Consider the following 20,566-nt stretch of genomic DNA (forward strand, 5'->3'; position numbering starts at 1 on the left):
CGCTGCGCCGTTCGGGTGTGGCAGGCGTGGGGCCGTCCGGCTCAGTCCTCGATCTTGAGCCCCCATCCGGGCTAACGCGCCGCCTGTCGCCTTGACATTGCGTAACGTGAACCCGAGAATACAGCTGGTGTATCGCCTGAATGTGTGATGCATCAGTGGGGAGAGAGGTGACCGCGATGTCCCTTGAGGAGCTGGCCGCACAGCTTCGCCGCGGTGAGATCGAGGATCGTGCGCTGGCGGAGTACTCCGCGGAGTACGCCACCGCCGAAAAGCGTTTTTGCAGCAAGAAAGACGACTGAGTCATGACCGTCTCCGGGTGGGGGAACGAGACCGTTCCCCCACCCGAGGCCGCCAGACCGGCGAAACCGCCCCCGCTGTTGCTCCAAGGCCAGGACTACCTCTTCCGGTCGCAACCCAAGTGCCTGGACTTCCAGGAGCAGGTGCACCGCCTCGGCATGGTGGACGAGGGCGACGGCAGTCCCGTGCCGTGCGTGCTGGTCCTCGCCCGGGCCGCCGACATGGAGATGAACGAGCTCTCCATCGCGCTCGCCGAACGCGGCATCCGGATGGCCCGCATCGACGCCGACCGCTCCGTCGACCTGCCGCTGACCGTCTACACCGACCAGCCGCTGCTGGAACTCGACCGCTGGCTGCTGCGCCCGCTGCTGGTGTGGCGCAGGCACTTCGAGCTGACCGCCCTGCCCCTCGAACCCGGCACGCTGGCCGGCGCGTACGCCGTGGACCAGTGGGGCGCGGTCGCCGACTGGCTGTCCAGCCGGGGCGACTGGGCGCACGTCAACCCCAGCCGCAACACCTCGCACCTCAACCGGCTCACCCAGCTCGCCGACGCCTCCGCGTTCGGCCTGAAGGTGCCCCGCACCACGGTCACCACCCGACCCGGCCGCACCAGGCCCGGCGGCGGTCGGTGCATCGTCAAGACCTCCGGCCGCCACCTGCTCGAACCGCGCCCCGGCATGCAGCACGGCCTGTTCCCGCGCCCGCTGGAGACCAGCCGGTCCGGTGACGTGCCCGAGTCCGCGCCGGTGATCGTGCAGGAGTACGTGCCCTCCGACACCGAGCTGCGGGTGTTCGTGGTCGGCGAGCGGTGCCTGGCCTTCCAGGTCGACAAGCTGGACCCGGCGCAGCTGTGGGTCGACCCCGAGGCGGTCTGCGTCACGCCCGTCGACGTGCCGACCTCGCTCACCGACCGGCTGCTCGCGCTGGCCAGGCACTGGCGGCTGCAGGTGGCCGCGTTCGACCTGCTGGTCTCCGGCGGCGACCACGTGTTCCTGGAGGTCAACGTCAACTGCGACTGGCGGTGGTTCGAGCACCGGGCCCAGGACTCGCGGGTGTCCGACGCCGTGCACGAGTGGGTGGCGACGCGCTTCAAGGAGCTTCTGGGTGCGGGCAAAGGTCGCTGAGCACGCGACGCTGTTCTACTCGGACGGCGCCGTGGTGTGGGACGACTACCTCCACCACCGGCAGTTCGCCATCAGCGAGACCGCCGAGCTGCTGTGCCGCAAGTTCACCGAGTTCACCGACGTGGACGAGCTGCTCGCCCCGCTGGCCGAGGGTGACCGGGCGGCGCTGCGCAAGGTGCTGGACGAGCTGGTCGAAGCCGGTGTGCTGATCGTGGAGGGCTCGCCCGAGCACGAGCGGGAACGACGGCTGCTCGCCGCGTGGCGCGATTGGGGCCCATCGGCCCGGCACTTCCACTTCGCCAGCCGCACGCTCGCCGACGCGCCGTACCAGGGCTCGGAGGAGCACGACGCGGTGCTGGACGCCAAGCTGACCGAGGAGCCGCCGCCGGCGCCGTTCCGCAGCCTCGGGCGCACCGCCGTGCTGCTGCCGCGCCTGGACGGCACCTCGAAGTGGTCCTCGGCGGGCCTGCTGGACGTGCTGCTGGCCCGCCGCACGACCCGCGAGTTCGGTCCGGGACCCCTGCCGCTGACGAAGGTCGCCGAGCTGCTGGCCGTGCTGGGCGGTCCGTCGCCGGTGCGGTCGCGGATCGGGCGGTCCGGCACGGTGTTCAAGACCAGCCCGTCCGGCGGCGGTCGGCACCCGGTCGAGCTGTACGCCCACGTCCGGGGAGTCGAGGCGCTGGAACCCGGCTGGTACCACTACGACGGGCTCGCGCACGCGCTGGAACCCATCGGGGTGACGTGGGGACCTGCCGAGATGACCGCCGCGGCGGGTGACCAGGACTGGGTCGGGCAGGCGCCGTTGGTCCTCGCGTACACCGGCGTACTCGAACGGACTAGATGGCGTTACGACACGTCACGTGCTTACCGTGTTGTGCAAATGGACGTAGGACATCTGTCCCAAACGGCTTATCTGGTTGCTACGGCAATGGGTTTTGGTATCGGCTTCACCGCAGCATTGCGGGATGAGCTGGTCGAACAAGCACTCGGCTGTGACGCTTATCACGAAGTCGTACTCGGTCTGAGCGCCTTGGGTCCATTACCCGAATGAGCGCAATAGCGGATCTCATTGAGCCGTGCGGGGGACTTCTTGTGAACCGGCCCCACGAACGCTCGGTAACCGCTTAGGCTCCCCGCTGCCCCCGTAGCCCAACCGGTAGAGGCAGGCTCCTTAAAAGAGTCACAGTACGGGTTCGAATCCCGTCGGGGGCACGTTCGGCGCCGGATTGACTTCACCCATCTGCCGGGTGAACACAAAGCGCTGCGCCGTGCCGGTCGCGTCGAGTGGTACCGGTTCGCGCCGGTCACCACCGGGGTCACCCGATCGGACCCCCGCCACTCGTGGCGCCCGATCGGGTGACGAGTGAAGTTCAGCGGGTGCGCACCCATTCCGCGACGACCTGGTCCAGCACCGCCAACGGCAGCGGCCCGCCGCCCAGCAGCACGTCGTGGAACTCGCGGATGTCGAACCGGTCACCCAACGACTCCTCGGCCGCCGCCCGGATCCGCTGGATCTCCAACCGGCCCACCATGTAGGCCAGCGCCTGGCCGGGCGCGGCGAGGTACCGGTCGACCTCGTTCTCGATCTCGACCAGCGCCAGCGGCGTGTTCGCCAGCAGGTACCCGACCGCCCGCTCGCGGCTCCACCCGTGCGCGTGCAGCCCGGTGTCCACCACGAGCCGCCCGGCGCGCATCGAGTCCATCGCCAGCATCCCGAGCCGCGCCACGTCGTCGGAGTACAGGCCCATCTCGTCGGCCAGCCGCTCGGTGTAGAGGCCCCAGCCCTCCAGGTACGCGGTCACGTGCGCGATCCGGCGCAGCACCGGCAGCTCGGTGAGCTGCTGCGCCAGCGTGATCTGGAAGTGGTGCCCGGGCACGGCCTCGTGGAACGCGATCGCCTCGGCCTGGTAGCGGAACCGCTCCTGCACCCGGTAGGTGTTCGCGTAGTAGATGCCGGCCCGCAGCCCGTCCGGCGACGGCGGCGAATAGTAGGCGATCGGAGCGCCCGGCGCGTCCGCCGCAGGCACCGGCTCGACCTGGCAGCGCTGCTCGGGCACCCGGCCGAACCAGCGCGGCGCGGCCTGCTCCGCCCTGGTCACGGCCTCGCGCGCGGCGGTGATCAGCTCGTCCTCGCTGGTCCAGCGCAGGGCCGGGTCGGTGCGCATCCGCTCCAGCACCTCGGCCACGTCCGACGTGCCGAACACCCGCCTGCCCACCTCGGCGTACTCCCGCGCCAGGCCCGCGATCACGTCCAGGCCGGTCCGGTGCAGCTCCTCGGGCGTGCGGTCGGTCGTGGTCTGGACCCGGGCCAGCGCCGCGTACATCGCCTCACCGCCGGGCAGCCGGCTCAGGCCCACCTGGTCGGTCGGGCGGCCCCCGATGCCCGCGATCACGTCCCGGTAGGCGGCGAACGCGGGCCGCACCACGTCGGCCAGCAGGCGCTCCCGCTCGGCCTCGAACGCCTCGCCGCCCGCCGGCCGGGCCAGCGGGTCGGCGTCGGCGGCCAGGTAGCGGTCCACGTGCGCCACGGCGGCGTCCACCAGGTGCTGCACCGGCGTGCGGCCCGCCGCGGCGCCCGCGAGGTGCCGGTCGGCGATCCGGCGCAAGAAGTCGGGGATCGCGGCGAGCCGGTCCAGGTACGCCCGCTCCGACTCCGGGTCGGGCAGCACCGTCGTCGGCATGACCGACAGCAGCTCGGCCGCGGGCGCGAAGAACGAGTCGGTGATCGTGTACTCGACGCCCAGCGCGTCGATCTGGTCCACCAACGCCTCGGCCTGCTGGACGACCACCGCACGCGTCACCGGGTCGTCGTCCTCGGGCAGGGAGCGCGCCCGGTCGGCGATGTCCACCGCCCGTGCCCGCGCCGCCTGCTCGGTCTCCAGCCGGTGGTCGGCGAGCAGGTGGTCGTAGCCGGGCACGCCGTAGACGGTCGCGCCCAACGGCGCCTGCGTGAACATCAGGTCGAGCAGTTCGTCGGCCAACTCCGCCGTCGTGCCCATGCGCACCCCCTTGGTCGTGGTGAACCAAGATGGTACTTAGGCTAAGAAACGATTTACACCCGGTCCAAATAGGCGAGCACGGCGAGCACCCGCCGGTTGTCGTCCTCGGACAACGGCAGGTCCAACTTGCCGAAGATGTTCGCGATGTGTTTGCCGACGGCTTTCTCGGTGACGAACAGCCGCGCCGCGATCGCGCCGTTGGAACGGCCCTCCGCCATCAGCGACAGCACTTCCCGCTCGCGCGGCGTCAACGTGGCCAGCGGCCGGTCCCGGGCGCCGCGGGCGAGCAGTTGGGTGATGACCTCGGGATCCATCGCGGTACCGCCCGCGGCGACCCGGCGAATGGCGGCCACGAACTGCTTGACGTCCGACACCCGGTCCTTGAGCAGGTAACCGACCGCGCCACCGCGGTCGGACAGCAGTTCGCGCGCGTACAGCTGTTCCACGTACTGGGAGAGCACCAGGATCGGCAGGCCCGGTACCTGCTTGCGCGCCCCGATCGCGGCACGCAGGCCCTCGTCGGTGAACGTCGGCGGCAGGCGCACGTCGACCACCGCCACGTCCGGGCGGTGGTCGACCAGTGCCTTGAGGAGGGCGGGACCGGAGTCGACCGCCTCCACCACGTCGAAGTCGTAGGCCTCCAGCAGCCGGATCAGGCCGTCCCGGAGGAGGACGAGGTCTTCACCGAGGACAACTCGCACGGCAGCTCCATGGTCACGATGGTCGGCCCGCCGACCGGGCTCGCGATCCCGAGTGTGCCGTCGAACGCGGCCAGCCGGCGCTCGATCCCGCGCAACCCGCCCTGCTCGGTCGCCGCCGCGCCGCCGCGCCCGTCGTCGCCGATCATCAGCGACAGCAGGCCGTCCTCGTACCGGACCCGGACCCACGCGCCGGTCGCGCCGCTGTGCTTGGCCACGTTCGTCAACGTCTCGGCGACCGCGAAGTAGGCCGCCGACTCGACCGGCGCCTCCGGCCGGCCCGCCAGCTCGAGGTCCACCTCCACCGGCAGCGGGTGCGCCAGCGCCAACGCGCGCAGCGCGCCGTCCAGCCCGCGGTCGGCCAGCACCGGCGGGTGGATGCCGCGCACCAGGTCCCGCAGCTCGGCCAACGCCTGGGTGGACGACTGGCGTGCTTCGGCCAGCAGCTCCCGCGCCGCCCGCGGGTCACGGGCCAGCAGCTCCTCGGCCATGCCCAGGCTCAGCCCGAGCGCGACCAGCCTGGCCTGCGCGCCGTCGTGCAGGTCCCGTTCGATCCGGCGCAGCTCGGCGGCCTGCGCGTCGACCGTGTCGGCCCGCGAGTCGGCCAGCACCCGCACCCGGTCGGTCAGGGCGGCGGTGGCGCTGGGCGCGAGCAGCCACTTGACCACCGTGGCGTGCAGCCGGGCGGCGCGGGGCGTCGCCCACCAGGCCAGCACCAGGAAGCCGATGCCGAGCAGCGGTGCGAACACCATGTTGCCCGGCGTGTCGTAGTCGAGCAGGACGTAGTCGACGCGCCCGTGGTCGAGCCAGATCAGCGGCATCACGAACCCCAGCACGCCGTTGATCCAGAACCCGGCCGGCAGCACGCCGCAGAGGATCCCGACGATCGCGTTGACCGGCAGGAACGCCAGGTCGCGCCACGTCGCCGGGTCGGTGGCGATGGTCCGGACCCTCGTCATCGGGCCCCGGTTGGCGGGCAGCCGGTACGGCGACGGGATGTCCTCCTCCAGCACCTGCGAGGCCCACCAGCGGAAGAAGCCGGTGTAGCGGCGGGCCAGCGCCGTGAACAGCAGCAGCAGCGGTATGCCGATCGTCACCAGGATCAGCGGGTACGCGTAGAGCTGCAACGGGATCAGGACCAGGCCCGCGACGCACAGCGGCGCCCGCACCAGCCCCCATCCGGCCTGCGTCAACCGAACGCGTGCCCCGCGCACCAGGTCGTGGTCCGTCATGGCGTCGATTCTTCCGGCTGCCCACAGGCAAATCGGTGGGTTTAACCCCCCAATGCCGCTACACCTCGATGACCGTGCCGTCCGCGACGACCTCCACGCCCGCTCCGGTGATCTCGGCGTGCTCCGGTGACGCCGGGTCGAGCACCGGGTTGGTGTTGTTGAGGTGCGTGTAGATCCGCCGGGTCGACGGGTGCCGGCGCAGCTCGGGCAGGCTGTGCGCGATCGGCAGGTGCCCCATCGCGGCCTGCCCGCTCGGCCTGCCGGTGGCCGTGCCCATCTCGGTCGGTGCGTGGAACGTGCCGTCCAGCAGCACCACGTCCGCCTCCGCCACCAGCACGTCGAAGCCGGCCGGCCAGGACGCCAGGCACGGCGCGTACAGCAGCACGCCGCCGGTGGCCGGGTCGCGGAACCGGTAGGCCACCACCCAGTGACCCGCCACCGGGCAGTCCGCGGCGTACCGGGGCCGCTTGCCGCTCACCGGGAACGCCGTCACCTCCAGCCCGCCCGCGAGCACGACCGGCTGCTCCGGCTCCACCCGCCGCCACGACCACTCGCCGTACGTCGCGAGCACGGCACGTGTGGGCGCGAGCGCGTGCAGCACGGCCGCGGGCGCGTGGACCTGCAACCCGGCCGCGCCGCGCAGCACCGCCAGCCCCAGCGTGTGATCCAGTTCGGCGTCGGTGAACAGCACCCCGCGCACCGGCGTGTCCCGCGGCCCGGGACCCGGGGCGAGCCCCGGCGTGGCCGCGAGCTGCACGCCGATGTCCGGTGACGCGTTGACCAACCACCACTGCGCGCCGTCCGCGCTGACCGCGAGAGCGTCCTGCGTCCGCGCCGGCAACCGGCCCTGCCGCACCGCCACGCACAGCCCGCACGCGCAGTTCCACTGCGGCACACCACCACCGGCCGCCGTGCCGAGCACGACCGCCCTCACCGCACGACCGCGCGGTGCCCGACCTCGGTCGGCCCGCCCGCCAGGATCGCGTCCACCACACCCCGGTGCGGCGACAGCGTGCACACCGGATCGGTCGCCGCCGCGTCGCCGGTCAGCTGGAACGCCTGGCACCGGCACCCGCCGAAGTCCACTTCACGGCGCGCGCAAGAACGACAGGGCTCACGCATCCACTCATAGCCGCGGAACGCCGTGAAAGCGGGCGACGAGTACCAGATGTCGGCCAGCGGCCGGTCCCGCACGTTCTCCACCCCCAACCCCTCGATCACCCCCGCCGCCGGGCACGGCAGCACGTCGCCGTTCGGCGCCACGGTCAGCTGCCGCGCACCCCACCCGTGCATGCACGGCTTCGGGTGGGCCTCGTGGTAGTCGGCGATCACGTACACGATCTCCATCACCTGCGCCAACCTCGCCTGCGCGTCGGCCACCACCTCACCGGCTCGCGCCAACTGCTCCTCGGTCGGCAGCAGCGCGGCCCGGTTGCGCAGTGCCCACCCGTAGTACTGGGTGTTGGCCAGCTCCAACCGATCCGCGCCCATCCGCTCGGCCAGCGCGACGATCCCACCGACGTGGTCGAGGTTGAGCCGGTGCAGCACCACGTTCACGGTCAGCGGCAGCCCGGCCTCCCGCACCACCTCGGCGGCCCTCAGCTTCGCGCCGAACGCCTTCACCCCGGCGATCCGGTTCGCCCCCGCCTCGTCCGCGTCCTGCACGGACAGCTGCACGTGGTCGATCCCGGCCAGCCGCTCCGGCGTCAACCCCAGCCCGCTGGTCACCAGGTTCACGTAGCAGCCGAGCCCGGCCGCGTGGCCGACCAGCTCCGGCAAGTCCTTGCGCGCCAGTGGTTCCCCGCCGGACAGGTGCACCTGCAGCACGCCGAGCGCCCGTGCCTGGTCGAACACCGAGCACCACGTCGCGGTGTCCAGCTCGTCGCCCCGCCCGACCAGGTCGACGGGGTTGGAGCAGTACCCGCAGCGCAGCGGGCACCGGTGGGTCAGCTCGGCGAGCAGCCCGAACGGCGCGTCGGCCCCGGGCGCCTCACCCATCGACGTCCACCACCCGCCGCGCCACCAGCCGGGCGACGAGCTCGGCCACGTCGTCCGCCTCCACCCCGTCGAACCGCTCGGCCAACTTCAACGCGATCCCCTCGACGGACGTGCGCCCGTCGCACAAGGACACCACCGCCGCCGCGGTCTCGTTGAGCACCAGCACGCCTTCGGGGAACAGCACCACGTGGCTGTCCCGCGTCTCGTCGAACGCCGCCTTCACGCCACGACGCAAGCGCGGCACCGCGTCGAAGCCCGTCATGAGTAGTAGTCCACGGCGTCCAGCACCGCGCGCAGCACGTCGCACTTGAAGGCCAGCGCGGCGACCGCCGCCTCCTGCTGCTCGCGCGTGCGGCAGTTGCGCACCACGATGTCCACAGTGGACCTCCCCTCGTCGGCGATCACCTGGAGCCTGGTGGTGAAGTAGGTGAAGCCCGCCTCGGCGATCCACGGGTAGTGCCGGCGCATGTCGACCAGCCGCCGCGCCATCAGGCCGCGGGAGAACATCTCGGTCAGCCCGGACGCCACCGCCTCCACCCACGGCCGGGTGCGGGCGAACGTCACGTAGGCGTCCACCGCGAACCGCGTGCCGGGCAGCACGTGCCGCTCGTCCAGCACTTCCTCCCGGGTCAGCCCGACGGCCTCGGCCAAGCGCAGCCAGTTCTCCGCGCCACCCTCGCCGGGTCCGCTGCCGTCGTGCCAGACGATCCGCTCGCGCCACGCCCGGCGGACCTCGACGTCCGGGCAGTTGGCCAGGATCGCCGCGTCCTTGCGCGGTATCGCCCGCTGGTAGTACCAGCGGTTGGCCGCCCACAGCCGCAGCTCGTGCCTGCTCAACCGGCCCTCGTGCAGCCGGAGGTGGAACGGGTGGCGGTCCCAGTAGCGGGGCGCCAGGGCGCGCAGGCGCGCGGTGAACTCGTCCGGGGTCAACACCGACGTCGCGGCGTCGGTCAGCTCGGAAGTGGGCACGACGGGAGGGCACCTCTCGGTACGCGGGCGCCGCACCCTTCCGGGAACGCCGGAAGGGCACGGCGGGCGGGCTCAGCTGCGAGCGGCGTAAGCGGTGACTTCCATCGGGGTGTCGACGTCCCGGAAATCGGGCTTGACCCAGGGTCGCTTCTCGGGCTCGGTGGTCATGCGCTACTCCTCGGATGCGGTGGTGCTTCTCCGTGGTGCGGCGGTAACCCACCGTAGAGCTTGCGGCGGCTACCGCGCTAGTTGCGGGCGGCGGGCATGCGTCTCAACTGTTCCAGCACCACCGGATCCTGCAACTGCATCCACTGGATCACCTCTGTATAGGTGGCGCACACCGTGTCCGGCTTGACACACACCTCGCCGAGGAACCCCTCCACCGCGTTGCTGAACGCACCGCCCGCCCACTCGTTGAAGTGGTTGCCGATCACGATCGGCGCGCGGTTGCCGTTGGCCGCCGCCTGGTACACCGACCGGTACGTGTCCAGCACGATCCGCGTGTAGTCACCGGCCCGGTCCGGCTCGTCCTTCGCGCCGTTGAGCGCGTACCAGAGGTTGAAGTCCATCATCACGACCTGCTTGCCCAGGGCGGGCACGCGCACCTCCGGCATGGGGAACTCCCACAGCCCCTCGTGCACGAACGGCCACACCACGCCGAGGCTGACGTGGCTGGTGTCGTAGGCCAGGCCGTGCCCGCGCATCGCCGGGAACGCCTGTCCCCACTGCCCTTCCAGGCACGGCGTCCGGCCGCCCCGCACCGTCGCGGGGTCCAGCTGGAACCCCTGCTGCCTGGCCTTCTCCACGATCCCGAAGAACAGGTCCAGCTCGCGGTTCCACTGGTCGGTGTTCCAGGTGTCGACGTTCGGCTCGGCACCGACGCAGAAGTGCCCGTTGTAGTGGGTGCCGATCTCGTGGCCCGCCGCGAGGGCCTCGTTGAGGTAGCCGATCCGCAGCGCCACGTCCGCGCGGCTGCCGCCGAACCCGATCGACGAGTAGCCCGCCCGGTGGCCGGGACCGGTGTAGGTGGCGGCCTCCTCGTCGGGCACCAGGTACACGCCCGACAGCAGGCCGGTGACGTGCGCGTTGGCCTGCCTGGCGATCGGCATGATCCGGTCCCAGTGCGGCTTGGACGCGGCGCCGTCGAACGAGAACAGCACGAACTGCGGCGGCTTCTCGCCCGGCTGCATGCGCCGCATCCACGACGGTGGCGAGGCCGCGGGCGGCACGGTCGGCGGCGCGGCGGCGCTGGTGGTGCCGCTCGTGCGCGGAGCCATCGGCAGCGGCGCGGCCAGGTCGCCCGCGTCGTGCGCCGGTGGGGGTTCGCGGGCGCCCAGCACCGCCAACACCACGAGGGTGAGTGCCAGCGCGACGCCCGTGCTCAGCCAGCCCCATCGCTTCACACCCCCAAGACGACGGGAAGTAGCCGGAGGTTGCCTCAACGTGACGTGATTACCACTCGTGACTACCCCGTCACGGCACCGGCGTGGCCGTGACGACCTGGTTCTCCTCGTACCCGGTGTCACCGCCGACCCACCGCCCGCCGCACGTCACCAGCACCAGCCGGTGCCCGCCACGCGGCCCGAACAGCTCCACCGCCCGCGACGGCAGGTCGTCCTTGCGCACCGTCTCGACCTTGCTCACCCGGAACCGGAACGTGCGGCCCGCGGTGTCGACCACGGTCACGTCCTGCCCGACCGACGCGCGCCACAGCACGTCGAACGGCCCGGTCAGGCCCTTCCAGTTCACGTGCCCGGCCAGCACCGTCGCACCCTCGGCCGCGCCGAGGTCCACGCCCCACCACGTCGCCTCGCCGAGCGCCTCCGGGATCGGCAGCACGCCGTCCGCGGTGACCTCCTCGCGCACCAGCGTCGCCAGCCCGCCACCGGGCAGCCGCACCGTCCCGGGCTGCTGCCTGGGCGGTTCGGCGGCCGGCGGGGGAGCGGCGGTGGTCGTCGTCACGGCCGGCGGTGCCGAGGGCGGGTTGGCGCCGACCGGCATGCCGGCCAGGTCCACTCCCCGGCCGGAGCGCGCGCTGTCGCCCAACGGGTGCGGCACCACGGCGTCACCGGGGATCGGCCGGCCCGCCAGCACGACGTCCGGCGCCTGGGTGGAGACGAGCGCGGCGGAGGCGAGCAGGGCCGCCACCGCCGCGCCGGTCAGCAGAGCCTTCACGACCGCGAGGTCGCCCGTCGCCGCACCAGCAGGCCGACCAGCGTCGCGCCGATCAGCACCACACCGCCGAACCCGACCAGCGCGCCGGTCGACACCTCGGTGGTGTACGCGGCCTTCGCGACCACCCCGGCACCCTCGGAGCCGGCCGGGATGGTGATCGGGACGACCGGTTTGTCCGGCTTGTTGGTCAGCGCGAGCACCAGCGTCTGCCCCGGTTCGACGGTCCCGCACACCTTCGGCGGCGCGTTGGGGTCGAAGAACTCCTCGTAGCCCTTGGCCGGGGCGACCTCGATCAGGCAGACCTCCTGCGGCGTGCGCAGGTCCGGCACGGTCGCGGTGCCGTCGGTGGCGGTCTGCAGGACGAGCGCCTCGCCCTCCGGGCCGGTCAGCGCGGTGTCGTCCTGCCGCTTCGCGGGCGACTGGCCGTCCGGCGCGGTCACCTTCAGCGCCACGCCCGCGATCGCCTTGCCGGTCTCGGCGTCGGTCTTGCCGACCTTCACCACGCCCGGCGGGGTCTTCGCGGTCGTCGACGCGTTCGCGGTCAGCTTCTTCTCGCCGCCCGTGGTGACGATCCGCTGCATGTTGTCGTTCGCCGGGACGTGCACCTTCGGCCGGTCGGCCGGGCTGTCCAGCTTCACCGTGAACGACGGGTTCGGCCCGGTCGGCACCACCTTCACCGCCAGCGCCTTGCCGTCCGTGGACGTGGTCAGCTCACCGGCGGCCGTCCCGTCCTCCAGGGTCGCGTCGGTCAGCTCCACCGTGACCGGCGCGCCGGCGACCTGGCCGCCATCGGTCTTGGTGATGTCCACCACCCACGTGTCCGGCGTGCCGATGACCTGCTCCTTGTCCGGAGCGCTCACCTTGGCCGTCCACGGGCCGCGGTTGGCCGCCGCCTCGGCCTGCAGCCTGCCCACCGCCTGCTGGGCCTGGCCGAAGCGCCCGAGCTGCTGGAAGTGGAAGTCCGCGTTGTAGGCGATGTGCCGGAAGTCGCTGTTCGGGTCGAGCGAGATGCCCCTCGCCGGGTCCTCGAACGCGGTCCACGTGTGCAGCAGGTGGGCCAGCGCCGCGGCCTCGTCGGCCGATTGGGTGTTCGCGTACCTCAGCAGGAGGTAGGAGATGCTGCCCGCGACGTCGTCGGCGAGCCGCGCGCCGCCCTTGGAGAGCAGCTCGTCGCCTTCCTTGTACTCCACCGAGCTGTCCGGGGCGAGCAGCGAGTACTGCACGCACCACACCTGCTGGCCGCGCCAGAGGTACGAACCGAGCCAGTCACCGCCCGCCGGCTTGTTGAGGTAACCCTGCGGGTCGGTCTCGTAGCCGATGCCCTCCTGCGCTTGCGCCCCGGCTGTGACGGGCGCCGCGAGCAGGACCAGACCGGCCGCGAGCACCGCGCCGGCGAGTCGTCTCCACACCATGATGTCCTGAACCCCTCGGGCGAGCCGGTGGGCTTCGCCGGTCGGTGAGAGCTGCCGGCACTGAGCCTTACGGGTCCGAGATCACGTCGACAAGCCACCAGCGGGGTGGAACGCCGACTACGCTCCGCAGCGCGGGGTGTGGATCCGAGATCGACAGCCCGAGTAAAGTCGCTTTTACCCGACGGGAACCGATCGACTCGTGTGGTCGTTGAACCCCGTGACGGCGTCAGCACGCCACAGGAGGACGAGGTGCGTACCACCAGCAACCCCGCGTTCCGCAACCTGCCGACCGGCGGCGGTAGCGGTAACTACGCAGGCTTCGGCCAGCCCTACGAGGCGCAGCAGTACGGCGGCTACCAGCAGGCGCCGCCGACCACCGGCGAGCGCCCCATCACGATCGACGACGTGGTCACCAAGACCGCGACGACCCTCGGTGTGGCCATCCTCACCGGGTTCGTCTCGGCGTGGATGGTGCTCTCCGGCGCGGTCCAGCCCTTCGCGCTCGCGGTCCCCGGCATGATCGTCGGCCTGGTCCTGGCCCTGATCATCATCTTCCGGAACAAGCCCAGCGGCCCGATGGTGCTCGCCTACTCGGCGGCGGAGGGCGTGTTCCTCGGCGCCATCACCGGCGTGTTCGAGATGATGTTCTCCGGTATCGCCTGGCAGGCGATCCTGGGCACGTTCGGCGTGTTCGCCGCGATGCTCGTGGTCTACAAGACGGGCGCGATCCGGGTCACCCCGCGCCTGACCAAGTGGATCATCGGCGCGACCGTCGGCGTGGTCGTGCTCATGCTCGGCAACCTGGTCATGGGCCTGTTCGGCGTGAACATGGGCCTGCGTGACGGCGGCACCCTGGCGATCATCTTCAGCCTGGTGGTCATCGGCATCGCGGCGTTCAGCTTCCTGCTGGACTTCGAGGCGGCCAACGAGATGATCCGCGCCGCCATGCCGGCCAAGTACGCCTGGCTCGCCGCGTTCGGCCTGATGACCACGCTCGTCTGGCTGTACCTGGAGATCCTGCGCCTGCTGTCGTACTTCCAGAACGACTAGCACCACCCGCACGCACCCGAAGGGCGTCCCGGCTCCGCCAGGGCGCCCTTCGGCGTTTCCTACCTTCCGAACACGAGAGTCGTACGTTCAGAACGCGTGTGTCCAACGTTCAGAACGCGAGAGTCGTACGTTCAGAACGCGTGTGTCCAACGTTCAGGACCCCTGAATTCAACGCTCAGGACGCGCGGGCCGGAGGGGGTCAGTCGCGCCAGCCGCCGTCGCCCTCCAACGTCGAACCGACTCTGACCAGGCACGGCACGCACAACGTGCCACTCGGCGACCGGACCAGCAGGTCCGGCGGCACCGAGTGGGCGCAGGCGGCCTCGAAGTACGCCTCCGAGGCCTGCGCCACCGAAAAGGCGTGGCACAGCCGGTCGTAACCGCTGTGCCACCACACGTACGGCATCGTCACCCCGACCTCCCTTACTCAAGGGTAGGACGTCGGGTAACAGTAATCGTGACGCGGTTCAGCTCAGCCGTTCGACGACCATCGCCATGCCCTGGCCGCCGCCGACGCACATCGTCTCCAAGCCGAACTGCTTGTCGTGGAACTGGAGCGAGTTGATCAGCGTCGTGGTGATCCGCGCGCCCGTCATCCCGAACGGGTGACCCACGGCGATGGCACCGCCGTTGACGTTGAGCCGGTCCAGGTCGATACCCAGGTCCCGGTAGGACGGGATGACCTGCGCCGCGAACGCCTCGTTGATCTCGACCAGGTCGATGTCCGAGATCGACATCCCGGCCAGCGCCAGCGCCCGCTTCGACGCCTCCACCGGCCCGAGACCCATGATCTCCGGCGACAGCCCGGACACGCCGGTCGACACGATCCGCGCCAACGGCGTGATGCCCAGCTCCTTCGCCTTCACGTCGCTCATGACCACCACCGCCGCGGCGCCGTCGTTCAACGGGCAGCAGTTGCCCGCCGTGACCCGGCCGTCCGGCCGGAACACCGGCTTGAGCCCCGACACGCCCTCGATCGTCACGCCGGGTCGCGGGCCGTCGTCGGCCGACACGACCGTGCCGTCCGGCAGCGTCACCGGCGTGATCTCCCGCGCCCAGAACCCGTTGGCGATGGCCTTCTCGGCGAGGTTCTGCGACCGCACGCCGAACTCGTCCATCTCCTGCCGCGTCACGCCCTTGGCCAGCGCCAGGTTCTCCGCGGTCTGGCCCATGGCGATGTAGATGTCGGGCAGCTGCCCGTTCGCGCGCGGGTCCACCCACTCCGACGCGCCGGACCCGGCCACCGCCGCCGTGCGGGCCTCGGCGTCGGCGAACACCGGGTTGTGCGTGCCGGGCCACGAGTCGGACGACCCGCGCGCGAAGCTCGACACGGTCTCCACACCGGCGCTGATGAACACGTCACCCTCGCCGGCCTTGATCGCGTGCAGCGCCATCCGGGTCGTCTGCACGCTCGACGCGCAGTAACGGGTCACCGTCGTGCCCGGGAGGTTGTCGTACCCGGCCAGCACGGACACCACGCGGCCCAGGTTGAAGCCCTGCTCGCCGCCGGGCAGGCCGCAGCCGAGCATGAGGTCGTCGATGTCGTTCGGGTCGAGCTGCGGCACCTTCGCCAGCGCGGCCTTGAGGACCTGCACGGTGAGGTCGTCGGCGCGGATGTCCTTGAGCGAGCCCTTGCCCGCGCGCCCGATGGGCGACCGGGCGGCGGAGACGATCACGGCCTCAGGCATTACGGAACTCCTTTGTTTCGCCGCAACGTGTGACGTGCAGCCTAGTTAACGCCCGTTCAGCGCGGCCAGCACTCGTGACGAACGACGCCGCACCGCGACCCCCCGTCGTCCACCAGGCCGACCGCCGCGTCACCGATATACGCTCAGCGCGTCATCTCAAGAACTGGAAGGTCCGTCGTGGAGTACGTCGAGAGCGTCGTAGACCTGGTCGGCAACACGCCGCTGGTGAAGCTGAACGCGGTGGCCGAAGGCCGCCGGCCGCTCATCCTGGCCAAGGTCGAGTACCTCAACCCCGGCGGCAGCGTGAAGGACCGCATCGCGCTGCGCATGGTCGAGGCGGCCGAGCGCAGCGGCGAGCTCGAACCCGGCGGCACGATCGTCGAGCCCACCTCGGGCAACACCGGCGTCGGCCTGGCGCTCGTGGCCCAGCAGAAGGGCTACAAGTGCGTCTTCGTCTGCCCGGACAAGGTCAGCGTGGACAAGCGCAACGTGCTCAAGGCCTACGGCGCCGAGGTCGTGGTGTGCCCGACCGCGGTCGCGCCGGAGCACCCCGACTCCTACTACAACGTCTCCGACCGCCTGGTCGCCGAGATCCCCGGCGCCTGGAAGCCCAACCAGTACGCCAACCCGGAGAACCCGGCCAGCCACTACCACGGCACTGGTCCCGAGGTGTGGCGGCAGACCGAGGGCAGGATCACGCACTTCGTCGCGGGCGTCGGCACCGGCGGCACGATCTCCGGCACCGGCCGTTACCTCAAGGAGGTGTCCGAGGGCCGCGTGAAGATCATCGGCGCGGACCCGGAGGGCTCGGTCTACTCCGGCGGCACCGGTCGGCCGTACCTGGTCGAGGGCGTCGGCGAGGACTTCTGGCCGGACGCCTACGACCGCGACGTGTGCGACGAGATCGTCGCGGTGAGCGACTCGGACTCGTTCGAGATCACCCGCCGGCTGGCCCGCGAGGAAGGGCTGCTCGTCGGCGGCTCGTGCGGCATGGCCGTCGCGGCGGCGCTGCGGGTGGCCGACAGCGCGGGCCCGGACGACGTGATCGTGGTGCTGCTGCCGGACGGCGGGCGCGGCTACCTGTCGAGCGTGTTCAACGACAAGTGGATGGCGCAGTACGGCTTCCTGTCGCCCGACACGTCCGGCGCGACCGTCGGTGACGTGTTGCGGCGCAAGGACGGCACGATGCCGGACCTCGTGCACGGCCATCCCAACGAGACGGTCGCCGAGGCGGTCGCGATCATGCGCGAGTACGGCGTCTCCCAGATGCCGGTCGTCAACGCCGAACCGCCCGTGATGGCCGCCGAGGTCGCCGGCGCGGTCAACGAGCGCGACCTGCTCGACGCGCTGTTCACCGGCAAGGCGCAGCTGACCGACCGGCTGGACCGGCACATGTCGTTGAAGCTGCCCACGATCGGCGCGGGCGAGTCGATCAGCTCCGCCATGGCGGCACTGTCCTCAGCGGACGGTGCGCTGGTGCTGGAGGACGGCAAGCCCGCCGGGGTCGTCACCCGGCAGGACGTCCTGGGTTTCCTCGCCGGTCGCTAGATCGGCCGCTCCCGGACGGTCAACGTGTCCCGATCCCCGCGCGGATCGGGACAGGTTGGCCGGTTGTGCGTGGTCGGGGCGGTGGCATCCGCTAGCGTTGGCCACCGACTCGTACACCTACGGCCCGTGCCAAGGGGGTTGGAAACTCCGATGAACGCTCCGCAGCCGCCAGGGAACCAGCAGTTCGGCGGTCAAAACCAGCAGGAGCAGGGGCAGGGTGCCCAGCCCCCGAACGCCGACGCGACGCAGGTCGTGCCGGGCGGCGGCCAGCCCCCTGCTTTCCCGCCGCCGGAGGCGACCCAGGTCGTGCCCTCCGGCCAGCAGCAGCCGCAGTCGAACCCGGACGCGACCCAGGTCGTGCCGCCGGGTGCGCCGCAGCAGCCCGCGTCCAACCCGTACGGTCAGCCGGCGCAGCAGCCGGGTTCGGGCGCCTTCCCGGCCCAGCAGCCACCCGCCTACGGCCAGCAGCAGCCCGCCCAGTACGGCCAGCAGCCGTACGGGCAGCCGCAGCAGCCGCAGTCCAACCCGTACGGCCAGCCGCAGTCGAACCCGTACGGCCAGCCCCAGCAGCCGCAGTCCAACCCGTACGGCCAGCCCCAGGCGAACCCGTACGGCCAGCCGCAGCAGCAGGCGTGGGGCGCGCAGCAGCCCGCCGCGTACCCCGCCCAGGCCGCTTACGGTGCGCCTTCGGGTGGTTACGCGGAGTGGGGCAGCCGCGCGGTCGGTGCCCTGATCGACTACGCCGCGCCCGGTCTGGTCGTCGGCATCCTGGCCGGTATCGGTGCGGCCACCGGTGACCCGACGCTCGCGCTGATCCTCAGCCTCGTCGGCTACGTCGGCCTGCTCGGCTTCCTGATCTACAACTCCTGGTACCTGGCGGGCACCACCGGCCAGTCGATGGGCAAGAAGATCGCCAAGATCAAGCTCATCAAGGAGGAGACGGGGCAGCCGATCGGTTTCGGCAACGCCTTCGTGCGCCACCTGTGCCACTTCGTCGACTCGCTGCCCTGCTACGCGGGCTGGTTCGCGCCCCTGTGGGAGGCCAAGAAGCAGACGTGGGCGGACAAGATCCTGGGCACCATCGTGGTCAACGCGCCCGAGGGCTCGGCGCCCGGCGGCTACCCCGGTGCGGGCGGTTACGGCCAGCCCAACCCGTACGGCTCGGCGCCCGCGTCGAACCCGTACGGCCAGCCGCAGCAGCAGAACCCCTACGGCCAGCAGCCGCCGCAGCAGCAGTGGTGAGCTAGGTCACCGGTTCACCCAACCGCCCGTCGCCCATGCGGTCGACGGGCGGTTGCTTTTTCGGTCGCCGTACCCTAGAGGGATGACGGACACCGGCCACTACGGTTTCGCGACCAGGGCTATCCACGCCGGGCAGGACCCCGACCCGACGACGGGCTCGGTCATCGTGCCGATCCACGCCACCTCCACCTACGCGCAGGACGGCGTGGGCGGGCTGCGCGGCGGGTTCGAGTACTCCCGCACCGGCAACCCCACCCGTGCCGCGCTGGAGGAGTGCCTGGCGGCGCTCGAAGGCGGGCGGCACGCCCGCGCGTTCGCGTCGGGCATGGGCGCGACCGACACGGCCCTGCGCGCGATGTGCCGTCCCGGGGACCACGTCGTCATCCCGAACGACGCGTACGGCGGCACGTTCCGGCTGATCGACAAGGTGCTGTCGCACTGGGGCGTCGAGCACACCCCGGCGCCGCTGTCCGACGTCGACGCGGTGCGCGCGGCGATCCGGCCGAACACCAAGGTGGTCTGGATCGAGACGCCGACCAACCCGCTGCTCAACATCGCCGACATCGCGCTGCTCGCGCAGGTCGCGCACTCGGCGGGCGCGCGGCTGGTGGTGGACAACACGTTCGCCTCGCCGTACCTGCAGAACCCGCTGGAGCTGGGTGCGGACGTGGTGCTGCACTCGACCACCAAGTACGTGGGCGGGCACTCGGACGTCGTCGGCGGTGCGCTGATCACGTCGGACGACGAGCTCGACGCGCAGTTCGGGTTCCTGCAGAACGGTGCCGGTGCCGTGCCGGGGCCGTTCGACGCGTGGTTGACGTTGCGCGGGATCAAGACGCTCGAAGTGCGCATGGAGAAGCACTCGGACAACGCCGAGAAGGTCGTCGAGGCGCTGCTGCGGCACCCGAAGGTGACCCACGTGTACTACCCGGGCCTGCCCGGGCACCCCGGTCACGAGGTCGCGGCGAAGCAGATGCGCCGGTTCGGCGGGATGATCTCGTTCACCGTCGCCGGCGGCGAGCAGGCCGCTCTGGACGTGTGCGCCCGCACCAAGCTGTTCACCCTGGCCGAGTCGCTGGGCGGCGTGGAGTCGCTGATCGAGCACCCGGGCCGGATGACCCACGCCAGCACCGCCGGCTCGCTGCTGGAGGTCCCGGCCGACCTGGTCCGCCTGTCCGTGGGCATCGAATCCGCCGACGACCTGATCACCGACCTCACCACCGCCCTCGCCTAACCCGCGAGAGTCCAACCTTCACGCCGCGCGTGTCCTACGTTCAGGACACCTGAATTCAACGCTCGGAACACCCGAACCCCGCGCTCAGCCACCCGGGCGCGGGGTTCGTGGCGTTCTGAGTGTTCAACTCGGGTGTTCCGAACGTAGGACACGCGCGGCGTGAAGGTTGGACTCTCGCGTTCTGAGCGTTGGACTCACGGCGCGTGAGCGTTGGACTCTCGCGGGTCAGCGGGGGCCGAAGCGGGCGGCGGAGCGTTCCTTGGCCTTGGCGGCCTCCACCTCGCGGTCACGGGGTGGGGCGTTCGTGACCAGGGATTCCAGCAGCACGCGGGTCGCCTCGGCGACCGCCTCCACGGCGGCGTCGAACGCCTCCTGGTTCGCCGCCGACGGACGCGCCGACCCGCTCACCTTGCGCACGTACTGAACAGCCGCCGCATGGACCTCGTCCTCGGTGGCGGGCGGTTCGAAGTTGTGGAGCACCCTGATGTTGCGACACATGGCTCCACTATCGCCCACAACGGCGACGACGTCAGGGCTTGAAGTCGTACCGGGCGTTCTCCACCCGGGGCACGGCGGGCAGGTCGTGCCCGTCCACGCACCCGCCGACGAACTCCACCACGCCGTCGCGCTCCACGAACCGCCCCGTGTCCGCGCACCCCGCGTGGGCGACGGTGAAGAAGGCCGCGCCGGTCAACGCCACGGCCGTGACCACCGCTCCGACGAGCGGGAGCACCGCGGTGACCCGTGCCGCGAGTGCCATGCCACCCTCCAGGTGAATGCTGTGTGAGCCAGCCCCGAACCGAGAGTACCGGTCCCGGCGCGTGCGGTACGGCCATCGTCAGTGTTCCGACAGGATCCGGCCGAACGGGCGGCACCGGAGACGCGAAAGGCCGGCCCGGG

General features: G+C 71.3%; 22 protein-coding genes and 1 tRNA gene. 8 read left to right on the plus strand and 15 right to left on the minus strand.

Translation table 11 applies throughout. The features are described 5' to 3' along the window. Nucleotides 1-176 precede the first annotated feature (176 nt). From B0I31_RS42635 to B0I31_RS22390, 4 genes are all read left to right on the plus strand, one after another. Entirely contained in the window at nucleotides 177-299 is a 123-nt protein-coding gene (locus B0I31_RS42635; protein WP_267935188.1) for a hypothetical protein, read from the plus strand. 3 nt (nucleotides 300-302) lie between these two features. Continuing rightward, complete coding sequence (locus B0I31_RS22380) at nucleotides 303-1,421, plus strand: ATP-grasp domain-containing protein (RefSeq protein WP_106617317.1); 1,119 nt, start codon at nucleotides 303-305, stop codon at nucleotides 1,419-1,421. After that, complete coding sequence (locus B0I31_RS22385; RefSeq protein ID WP_106617318.1) at nucleotides 1,402-2,472, plus strand: SagB family peptide dehydrogenase; 1,071 nt, start codon at nucleotides 1,402-1,404, stop codon at nucleotides 2,470-2,472. The genes B0I31_RS22380 and B0I31_RS22385 overlap by 20 nt, the downstream gene beginning before the upstream one ends. Nucleotides 2,473-2,559: 87 nt before the next feature. Further along, a tRNA-Leu gene (locus B0I31_RS22390) sits at nucleotides 2,560-2,633 on the plus strand. 158 nt (nucleotides 2,634-2,791) lie between these two features. Here B0I31_RS22390 and B0I31_RS22395 read toward each other — a convergent pair. The 11 genes from B0I31_RS22395 to B0I31_RS22445 all read right to left on the minus strand — a co-directional run bounded on the left by B0I31_RS22395 (nucleotide 2,792) and on the right by B0I31_RS22445 (nucleotide 12,904). Beyond that, entirely contained in the window at nucleotides 2,792-4,420 is a 1,629-nt protein-coding gene (locus B0I31_RS22395) for a DUF885 domain-containing protein (RefSeq protein WP_106617319.1), read from the minus strand. Nucleotides 4,421-4,473: 53 nt separating this feature from the next. Next, on the minus strand, nucleotides 4,474-5,121 hold the full coding sequence (locus tag B0I31_RS22400; protein WP_106617320.1) for a LuxR C-terminal-related transcriptional regulator: 648 nt from the start codon (nucleotides 5,119-5,121) through the stop codon (nucleotides 4,474-4,476). After that, nucleotides 5,073-6,350, minus strand: coding sequence for a sensor histidine kinase (locus B0I31_RS22405; RefSeq protein ID WP_106617321.1), 1,278 nt, complete (start codon nucleotides 6,348-6,350; stop codon nucleotides 5,073-5,075). Before B0I31_RS22405 ends, B0I31_RS22400 begins: the two co-directional genes overlap by 49 nt. 58 nt (nucleotides 6,351-6,408) lie before the next feature. After that, complete coding sequence (pqqB, locus tag B0I31_RS22410) at nucleotides 6,409-7,284, minus strand: pyrroloquinoline quinone biosynthesis protein PqqB (protein WP_106617322.1); 876 nt, start codon at nucleotides 7,282-7,284, stop codon at nucleotides 6,409-6,411. Next, nucleotides 7,281-8,348 carry a pyrroloquinoline quinone biosynthesis protein PqqE gene (pqqE, locus tag B0I31_RS22415; protein ID WP_106617323.1) on the minus strand — a complete coding sequence of 356 codons (1,068 nt, stop codon included), beginning with the start codon at nucleotides 8,346-8,348 and terminating at the stop codon, nucleotides 7,281-7,283. Before pqqE ends, pqqB begins: the two co-directional genes overlap by 4 nt. Beyond that, nucleotides 8,341-8,610, minus strand: coding sequence for a pyrroloquinoline quinone biosynthesis peptide chaperone PqqD (gene pqqD, locus B0I31_RS22420; RefSeq protein WP_106617324.1), 270 nt, complete (start codon nucleotides 8,608-8,610; stop codon nucleotides 8,341-8,343). The genes pqqE and pqqD overlap by 8 nt, the downstream gene beginning before the upstream one ends. Continuing rightward, complete coding sequence (gene pqqC / locus B0I31_RS22425; protein ID WP_245950242.1) at nucleotides 8,607-9,317, minus strand: pyrroloquinoline-quinone synthase PqqC; 711 nt, start codon at nucleotides 9,315-9,317, stop codon at nucleotides 8,607-8,609. Before pqqC ends, pqqD begins: the two co-directional genes overlap by 4 nt. 72 nt (nucleotides 9,318-9,389) lie before the next feature. After that, nucleotides 9,390-9,485, minus strand: coding sequence for a pyrroloquinoline quinone precursor peptide PqqA (gene pqqA, locus B0I31_RS22430; RefSeq protein ID WP_073895738.1), 96 nt, complete (start codon nucleotides 9,483-9,485; stop codon nucleotides 9,390-9,392). A 77-nt stretch (nucleotides 9,486-9,562) separates the two neighbouring features. Further along, nucleotides 9,563-10,720 carry a polysaccharide deacetylase family protein gene (locus B0I31_RS22435; protein ID WP_106617325.1) on the minus strand — a complete coding sequence of 386 codons (1,158 nt, stop codon included), beginning with the start codon at nucleotides 10,718-10,720 and terminating at the stop codon, nucleotides 9,563-9,565. Between the two features lie 70 nt (nucleotides 10,721-10,790). After that, nucleotides 10,791-11,492 carry a class F sortase gene (locus tag B0I31_RS22440; protein WP_245950244.1) on the minus strand — a complete coding sequence of 234 codons (702 nt, stop codon included), beginning with the start codon at nucleotides 11,490-11,492 and terminating at the stop codon, nucleotides 10,791-10,793. Then, nucleotides 11,489-12,904, minus strand: a complete 1,416-nt coding sequence (locus B0I31_RS22445) for an MSCRAMM family protein (protein WP_106617326.1) — start codon at nucleotides 12,902-12,904, stop codon at nucleotides 11,489-11,491. The genes B0I31_RS22440 and B0I31_RS22445 overlap by 4 nt, the downstream gene beginning before the upstream one ends. A 249-nt stretch (nucleotides 12,905-13,153) precedes the next feature. Between B0I31_RS22445 and B0I31_RS22450 the strand changes: the two genes are divergently transcribed. After that, nucleotides 13,154-13,954: a Bax inhibitor-1/YccA family protein gene (locus B0I31_RS22450; protein WP_106617547.1), complete on the plus strand. Its 801-nt coding sequence runs from the start codon at nucleotides 13,154-13,156 to the stop codon at nucleotides 13,952-13,954. Nucleotides 13,955-14,153: 199 nt separating this feature from the next. Here B0I31_RS22450 and B0I31_RS22455 read toward each other — a convergent pair whose 3' ends face one another. After that, complete coding sequence (locus B0I31_RS22455; RefSeq protein WP_106617327.1) at nucleotides 14,154-14,366, minus strand: hypothetical protein; 213 nt, start codon at nucleotides 14,364-14,366, stop codon at nucleotides 14,154-14,156. 55 nt (nucleotides 14,367-14,421) lie between these two features. Further along, complete coding sequence (locus B0I31_RS22460; RefSeq protein WP_106617328.1) at nucleotides 14,422-15,642, minus strand: acetyl-CoA C-acetyltransferase; 1,221 nt, start codon at nucleotides 15,640-15,642, stop codon at nucleotides 14,422-14,424. Nucleotides 15,643-15,819: 177 nt separating this feature from the next. Between B0I31_RS22460 and B0I31_RS22465 the strand changes: the two genes are divergently transcribed. From B0I31_RS22465 to B0I31_RS22475, 3 genes are all read left to right on the plus strand, one after another. Continuing rightward, nucleotides 15,820-17,190: a cystathionine beta-synthase gene (locus B0I31_RS22465; protein WP_106617329.1), complete on the plus strand. Its 1,371-nt coding sequence runs from the start codon at nucleotides 15,820-15,822 to the stop codon at nucleotides 17,188-17,190. Between the two features lie 150 nt (nucleotides 17,191-17,340). Next, on the plus strand, nucleotides 17,341-18,432 hold the full coding sequence (locus tag B0I31_RS22470; RefSeq protein ID WP_106617330.1) for an RDD family protein: 1,092 nt from the start codon (nucleotides 17,341-17,343) through the stop codon (nucleotides 18,430-18,432). Nucleotides 18,433-18,514: 82 nt separating this feature from the next. Further along, nucleotides 18,515-19,666 (plus strand): cystathionine gamma-synthase, encoded by a 1,152-nt coding sequence (locus B0I31_RS22475; protein WP_106617331.1) that lies wholly within the window; start codon nucleotides 18,515-18,517, stop codon nucleotides 19,664-19,666. Nucleotides 19,667-19,891: 225 nt separating this feature from the next. Here B0I31_RS22475 and B0I31_RS22480 read toward each other — a convergent pair whose 3' ends face one another. Both B0I31_RS22480 and B0I31_RS22485 read right to left on the minus strand, forming a co-directional pair. After that, entirely contained in the window at nucleotides 19,892-20,164 is a 273-nt protein-coding gene (locus B0I31_RS22480) for a DUF2277 domain-containing protein (RefSeq protein WP_106617332.1), read from the minus strand. Between the two features lie 31 nt (nucleotides 20,165-20,195). Continuing rightward, on the minus strand, nucleotides 20,196-20,426 hold the full coding sequence (locus tag B0I31_RS22485) for a hypothetical protein (RefSeq protein WP_106617333.1): 231 nt from the start codon (nucleotides 20,424-20,426) through the stop codon (nucleotides 20,196-20,198). Between the last annotated feature and the right edge of the window lie 140 nt (nucleotides 20,427-20,566).

The sequence above is a fragment of the Saccharothrix carnea genome (genome assembly GCF_003014735.1).
Lineage (GTDB): Bacteria > Actinomycetota > Actinomycetes > Mycobacteriales > Pseudonocardiaceae > Actinosynnema > Actinosynnema carneum.